This is a genomic window from Methylobacterium sp. B1, from assembly GCF_000333255.1.
In the GTDB taxonomy this organism is placed as follows: Bacteria; Pseudomonadota; Alphaproteobacteria; order Rhizobiales; family Beijerinckiaceae; genus Methylobacterium; species Methylobacterium fujisawaense.
The window spans coordinates 1-7,129 of record NZ_BACT01000220.1 but is presented as its reverse complement, the minus strand read 5'-3'; the positions used below and the strand labels follow the sequence as shown (position 1 = coordinate 7,129).

2 protein-coding genes and 3 pseudogenes are annotated in these 7,129 nt (G+C 69.1%); 1 reads left to right on the top strand and 4 read right to left on the bottom strand.

From position 1 onward, the window contains the following. Nucleotides 1–134: 134 nt before the first annotated feature. A pseudogene (locus I53_RS36095) lies at nucleotides 135–908 on the bottom strand (transposase). A gap of 296 nt (nucleotides 909–1,204) precedes the next feature. Here I53_RS36095 and I53_RS34920 point away from each other — a divergent pair. Continuing rightward, nucleotides 1,205–1,354: pseudogene (locus I53_RS34920) on the top strand (integrase); the annotation flags it as partial. A gap of 177 nt (nucleotides 1,355–1,531) precedes the next feature. Here the strand turns inward: I53_RS34920 and I53_RS05790 are convergent. From I53_RS05790 to I53_RS05780, 3 genes and pseudogenes are all read right to left on the bottom strand, one after another. After that, nucleotides 1,532–4,692, bottom strand: a pseudogene (locus tag I53_RS05790) (multidrug efflux RND transporter permease subunit). Between the two features lie 21 nt (nucleotides 4,693–4,713). Next, nucleotides 4,714–5,880, bottom strand: a complete 1,167-nt coding sequence (locus I53_RS05785; RefSeq protein WP_187294309.1) for an efflux RND transporter periplasmic adaptor subunit — start codon at nucleotides 5,878–5,880, stop codon at nucleotides 4,714–4,716. A gap of 25 nt (nucleotides 5,881–5,905) precedes the next feature. Continuing rightward, a partial coding sequence (locus tag I53_RS05780; RefSeq protein ID WP_043347701.1) for an ABC transporter ATP-binding protein occupies nucleotides 5,906–7,129 on the bottom strand: 1,224 nt, incomplete at its 5' end.

The window sequence follows — 7,129 nt, the reverse complement described above, 5'->3', positions numbered from 1 at the left end:
GTATCCGGGTCTCCGATCCGTGAGCGCGCGTCTGGGCGAGATCCGGCTCGTGCCCGGCCTTAAAAAGGANGNNTTTNNTAAGANNGGTGANNGNANGGTGNTGTNATATNTGANGAAGNNGNTGATGGATTATATTAGNAAAGNTTGGNGAGANNGATGAGNGTNNGNNTGGGGATGGNTNNAGAAGGTTNGGGGNGNNAAGGAANGAAGGGTNNGGTNNGNNGGGGGTGAGAGGTNNGGNAGNNNGNGNGTGNTGGNNTGAGNGNNNAGANNGNNNGTGGGAGGANNGGNNGGNGATNGNATTNNGGGNTTNGNGNTTNGGNNNGGNTGGNNGTNNAGATGATNGNGGATTNNTTTGNNGANNGNGTTGAAGNANNGNTTNNAATGNTGGANGGGGNATNGNAGAAGTNGNNGTNGNGGNAGGANGGNGAAGNNTNGGGANGAANGGNTNATGANNANGGATNGGTNGTNAAGNGTGGAGNGGNGNNGNGTNNTNGTTNTGGGAGNGANNGGNANGATNAATNGNANGATNGTGNGGGNGNTGGNGTNANGNGGNNGGGGNTGAGTGATGGNNATNTNNAGNGNGTNGAGGNNNAANTNNGAGNGNAGGTGGTTGGNNATTGNNNAGNNAANGATNNGNNGGGTGAAGGNATTNAGNATNANGGNGNGGTAGAGGAAGNNGGNNGNGGTNGGTANGTAGGNGATGTNGGNNANNNGNAGNGGGTTNGGGGNNTNGGNNAGGGAATTGNGGTNGANAGGGTNTGGGGGGGGNNGNGCCTCCTGATCGCGCCGGTTCGTGACGGACCGCCGCCCCGATGGCTGGCGCCGACGAGGCTGGCCTCGCGCATCGGCCGAGCGATGCGCTTCCGAGAATGCCGCTCGCCCTGCTCGCGCAGGTCGGCCTGGATGTGCGGCGCGCCCTAGCTTGGCGCGCGCGGAGATGGACGGTGCGGATACGCTTCAGCAGTGCGGCGACGGCAATCGCCCGCGCCGATGGCTTTCGCCCTACCCAGGCGTCGTACCCGCCCTTCGACACGCCAAGGACGCGTGCCATGGCGGCGACCGGAAAATCGGCCTGGTTCGCGCTCATGAACCAGAAGACCCCCACGGCAGAACTCCGGTCTCCTGCGCAAACCAGACCGTCGCGCGCGAGAGCAAGAGGATGTCGCGCTCCAATTTCAGCTGTCGGTCCCCACGCCGCAGCCGCACGAAGGCGTCATTGATCTACGAGCGGATCGTCAACCTGCGTGCCGTCCAGATCCTGCTCGGCCATATCAAGATCGAGAGCCAGGTCAGGTACCTCGATGTCGACGTCGAGGATGCTCTGACCCTAGCTGAAGGTACTGAGATTTGAGCGTTCGGCCCCTCGGCTTCGGCATCGAGGGGCTCCAAAACAGCCGGGCGCATATGCACCCATACCGGACACTCCAATCGTCAAATCACAGCCCCGAAGCAGACGGCACGATAGGTGGAGGTCACGGTGCCGGACAGCGCCTCATTGCGCGGGGGGCCCGATCCCGATTGATCATCCTCAGGGCACGGGGATGCCGCGCCGCCCGGGTGCGACTGGCCGGGCGGGATCGACCTGCCGTCGGCCGGCTGCCCGAGATCCGAATGCCCGCCCGATCAGGACGTAGAAGAGCGGCGTGACGAAGACCGCCAGCACGGTCGCCGTGACCATGCCGCCGAGCACGCCCGTCCCGATAGCCCGCTGGCTGTTCATGCTGGCCCCGGTCGCCACGGCGAGCGGCACGACGCCGAGAATGAAGGCAAACGAGGTCATCACGATGGGCGGAAGCGCAGCTGGCACGCCTCCAGCGCCGCCTCCTTCACCGATACGCCTCTCGCCACGAGATCCTTGGCCACCTCGATAATGAGGATCGCGTTCTTCGCGGTCAGGCCGATCACCGTGATCAGGCCGACCTTGAAGTAGACGTCGTTCGGCATGTCGCGCATGAGCATCGCGAAGACCGCACCGACCACGCCGGTCGGTACCACGAGCAGCACGGCCAGGGGGATCGACCAGCTCTCGTAGAGTGCGGCGAGGCAGAGGAAGACGCAGACCAGGGCCAGCGCGAGCAGGTAGATGGCCTGGGACCCCGATAGCTTCTCCTGCAGCGACTGCCCGGTCCAGGCGAAGTCGAACCCCGGCGGGAGTTGCCCGGCGAGGCGTTCCATCTCGGCCATCGCATCGCCACTGGCGTAGCCCGGCGCGGCACTGCCGGAGATCTTGATGCTCGGGTAGCCGTTGAAGCCCACGACCTGCGACGGTCCCATCGTCCACTCCACCCGGGCGAAGGATTGCAGCGGCACCATCTGCCCCTTGGCGTTGCGGACGTTCAGGTCGAGCAGGTCCTCCGCCTTCATGCGCCGGGACGCCTCGGCCTGGACGATGACCCGCTGCATGCGCGCCTGGTTCGGGAAGTCGTTGACGTAGGCCGAGCCGAGGCTCGTCGAGAGCGCGTCGTTGATGTCGGCGAAGGTCACGCCGAGCGCGTTGGCCTTCTGCCGGTCGAGGATGAGCTCGATCTGCGGTGCGGTCGGCAGGCCCTCGACGTAGACGCCCTGCAGGATCGGGCTCCGGCTCGCCGCCTTCAGCAACTGGTCGCGCGCGGCCGCCAGCGCCGCATGACCCTGCTGGCCCTTGTCCTGGAGGCGGAAGGCGAAGCCGCTGGAATTGCCCAGCGAGTCGATGGCCGGCGGCGACAGCGACATGGCGATGGCGTCGGGCAGGCCGCCGAGGGCGGCGTTGGCGCGGGCCGTGATGGCGTCGGCGCCGTCGTCCGGCCCGCGCTCGCCCCATGGCTTCAGTCCGACGAAGTTGAGGGCCGCGTTCTGTCCCTGGCCCGAGAAGCCGAATCCGAGAAGCAGCGTCTGGCTGTCGATGCCGGGCTCTTTGGCGAAGTGCTCCTCGATCCGCTTGGCCACGTCGAGGGTGCGGCCGGTGGCCGATTCCGGCGGCGTCTGCGCGTCGACGATGACGTAGCCCTGGTCCTCGATGGGCAGGAAGCTTCCCGGCATGCGCAGGTAGCCCCAACCGAGGGCGGCGACGAGGAGGGCGTAGACGAGCAGCGCCCGCACGGGCCGGCGCAGCACGCTAGCCACACCCGACCGATAGGCTTCCGTGCCGGAGCGGAAGCGGCGGTCGAACCAGCCGAAGAAGCCGCGCTTGTCGTGGCCGTGACCCTTCTCGACGGGCTTCAGCAGCGTGGCGCAGAGGGCGGGTGTCAGGGACAGGGCCAGGAAGGCCGAGAAGGCGATGGAGGTCGCCATGCTCACGGCGAACTGCCGGTAGATGACCCCGACCGAGCCCGGGAAGAAGGCGAGCGGCACGAAGACGGCGATCAGAACCGCGGTGATGCCGACGATGGCGCCGGTGATCTGGCCCATGGCTTTCCGGGTCGCCTCCCGCGGCGGCAGTCCCTCCTCGGCCATGATGCGCTCGACGTTCTCGACCACGACGATGGCGTCGTCGACGAGGATGCCGATGGCCAGCACCATGCCGAACATGGTCAGCACGTTGATCGAGAAACCGGCGACGAGCAGCACGCCGCAGGTGCCGAGCAACGCCACCGGCACGACGATGGTCGGGATGAGCGTGTAGCGGACGTTCTGCAGGAACAGGAACATCACGGCGAAGACGAGCGCCATCGCCTCGGCGAGCGTCACCAGCACCTTCCTGATCGACGCCTCGACAAACGGCGTGGTGTCGTAGGGCACCGTCACCCGCACGTTTACCGGAAGGGTCCGCTGCAGCTGGGCGAGCTTTGCCCGCACGCCGTTGGCGGCGGCGAGCGCGTTGGCGCCCGGGGCGAGCTGAATGCCGATGCCGGCGGCGGGTCGCCCGTCGAGGCGGGTCTGCATCGCGTAGGACTGGCCGCCGAGTTCGACCTCGGCCACGTCGCGCAGGCGCACGAGCGAGCCGTCGGGGTTGGCGCGCAGCACGATCTCCCCGAACTCGGCGGGCGTGGTGAGTTGCCCCTTCACCAGCACGTTGGCGGCGATGCGCTGGTCCGGCGTCGCCGGCTGCGCGCCAACGATGCCGGAGGCGACCTGCGCGTTCTGCGCGCCGACGGCGGCCGTCACGTCACTTGGCGTCATCCCGAACCCGACGAGCTTGACCGGGTCGATCCAGATCCGCAGCGCCTTCTCGGACGAGAACAGGGTGGCGCGGCCGACGCCCGGCACCCGCCGCAACTCGCCGAGCAGGCGGCGGGCGGCGATGTCGCCGAGGTCGGTCTCGCTGAGGGAACCGTCCTTGGAGGAGACGGTGACGAACTGGAGGAAGCTGGTGCTGGCCTCCTCGACGGTGACGCCCTGCTGGGTCACCGCCCGGGGCAGGCGCGCCTCGATGCGCTTGATGCGGTTCTGCACCGCCACGGTGGCCTTCGACGGGTCCGAGCCCGGCGCGAAGGAGGCCGTGATCTGCGCCATGCCGGAGGTGTCGCTGGTGCTCTCGAAATACATCAGCCCCGGGATGCCGTTGAGCTCCTCCTCGATGATGCGGGTGACGCCGTCGTAGAGCCGATCGGGCGGGGCGCCCGGGTAGGTCGCGGTCACCTGGATCGTGACCGGGGCCACGTCCGGGTATTGCGAGACCGGCAGGGAGGCGATGGAGATCGCGCCCACCAGCATGATGAAGATGGAGATCGCCCAGGCGAAGATCGGGCGCGCGATGAAGAAGCGGCTCATGTCGGTTCGATCCCGGCGACGTCAGGGCTTGGTGGCGGCGGCCGTCCGGGCGGTCTGCCAAGGCATGGGGTTCACCGCCATGCCGGGCTGCAGCCTCTGAAAGCCCTCGACCACGACGGTGTCCCCGGCCCCGAGGCCCTCCTCGACGATCCAGCCGGAGTCCGTCAGCGCCCCCGCCCTGACGGGGCGCAGGGCGGCCGTCCTGTCCTCACCGACGACGTAGACCTGCGCGACGCCGGCGCTGCTGCGCTGGATGCCCTGGGCCGGGACGATGACCGCGCCCGGCAATTCCCCCTGCGCGACGCGGACGCGGACGTAGGTGCCCGGCAGCAGGGCGACCTTCGGGTTGGGGAAGCTCGCCCGCAGCGAGACCTGCCCGGTGCCGGGGTCGACGCTCACATCCGTGAACAGCAGACGCCCGGCGTCGGGGTGGAGCGAGCCGTCCGGCAGGACCAGGCGTACCTTCGTCTCCCGCTGTCCCGGACCGAGGCCGGCGAGCCGCCCGGCGTCGGCGGCGGAAGCGTTGAAGTCGGCGAAGATCGGGTCGACCTGCTGGATCAGCGCGAGCTTCGTCGCTTCGCCCTGGCCCACGAGGGCGCCCTCCGTGACCATGGCCCGGCCGATGCGGCCGGCGATGGGCGCGCGGACGGTCGCGTAGTCGAGGTCGATCCGGGCCCGGGCGAGTTGCGCCTTCGCGCTCGCGACGTCGGCCTCGGCCTGCCGCAGGGCGGCGGTGGTGATGTCGTGCTGGGCGGTGCTGGCCGCCTGGCGCTCCAGCAGCGTCTCGGTGCGCTCCGATTGCCGCAGTGCCTGCACCCGCGTGGCCTCGGCCCGGTCGAGGGCGGCGGACTTGGCATCGACCTCGGCCCGGTACACGGCGGGGTCGATGCGGAACAGGACGTCGCCCTTCCTGACGAGGCTGCCTTCCTCGAAGGCGCGCTCCTGGATGATGCCGGCAACCTGAGCCCTGACCTCGGCGACCCGCGTCGAGGCCAGGCGCCCCGGCAGGTCGAGGGTGCGCGGCACCGTCGCCGCCTCGGCCGTGACGGTCGAGACATCGGGGGCCGGACCCGCGATTCCGGAACCGCCTGCCGCCTGGCCGTCCGCCGCCGGCTTGCAGCCTTGCAGGATGAGGGCGACCGCGAGGGCGAGGGCCGGCATCCGCCGCATGTGTGTGCTCGGAGACATGGAATCCGTCCGTGGGTCGAGTCCGTCAGGCCGCCTTGCGCACGAGGCGCGCGTAGGCGCCGTCGCGGGCGAGCAGGGCTTCGTGCGTCCCGCACTCGACCACCGTCCCCCGGTCGAGCACGACGATCTGGTCGGCGCGGCGCACGGTCGAGAGGCGGTGGGCGATGGTGATGGTCGTACGGGGCTTGGCCGGGCGGGCGAGGGCCTCGACCATCGCCCGTTCCGTCGCCGTGTCGAGGGCGCTGGTCGCCTCGTCGAGCAGCAGCAGGCGCGGGTCGCGCAGGATCGTCCGGGCCAGCGAGAGGCGGTGACCCCGCTCGCCCACGGCGGTGTCGTACCCGTCGGGGAGCGCCGCGATCAGGTCGTGCAGTTGGGCGATGCGCGCCGCCTCGACCATCTCGGCCACCGTCGCCTCGGGCCGGGCGAATAGCAGGTTCTCCGCGACGCTGGCATGGAGGAGGAACGGGTCCTGCGTCACCACACCGAGGATGTCGGAGAGCGAACGCGCGCTCAGGTCACGCACGTCGACGCCGTCATAGAGCACGGCGCCCGCGTCGACGTCGTAGAGGCGTGCCAGGAGATAGCCGAGGGTCGACTTGCCCGAGCCGGTCGCGCCGACGATGGCGGTGTGCGAACCGGCAGGGATGTCCACCGTGACGCCGCGGAGCGTGGCGGGTCCCGACCGGTCGTAGGAAAACGTCACGCCGTCGAGGCGCACGTGGCCGGTGACCTGCGCGGGTTCGAGGATGACGGGATCGGGCCGCTCGGTGATCCCGGCCGGCTTGTCGAGGTACTCGAAGATGCGCGCGAACAGCGCCCGCGTCTTCCGGACCTCGACGCCCGTGCGCAGCACCTCCTCCAGCGGGAACAGCATCTGCTCCTGCAGCGCGATCATGGCGACGAGCGTGCCGACCGTCATGGCCGTCCCGGCGTTCATCATCCAGCCGCCGAGGAACAGGGTCAGGGCCGGCAGGGCCTGCAGAACGAGATCGATGACCGACCACTGCCACTGGCCCGCGGTGTGCGAGCGGACCTCCAGGGTCGCCACCTCGCGCGAGGCCCGCGCGAAACGCTGCGCCAGGTGCGGCGTGCGCCCCATCGTGCGGGCGAGGACGATGCCCGAGACCGACAGGGACTCCTGCACCGCCGCGGTCATCTCGGCGATCCGCTCCTGCTGCGCGTAGGTGGTCTCCTCGCGCATCCGACCGACGCGGTTGCTGATCCAGGTCGCCAACGGCAGAACCAGGAA

Bases quoted from the DNA above. Each gene is read 5' to 3' on its own strand.
- I53_RS05785 (WP_187294309.1), bottom strand. From the start codon at position 5,880: ATGTCTCCGAGCACACACATGCGGCGGATGCCGGCCCTCGCCCTCGCG.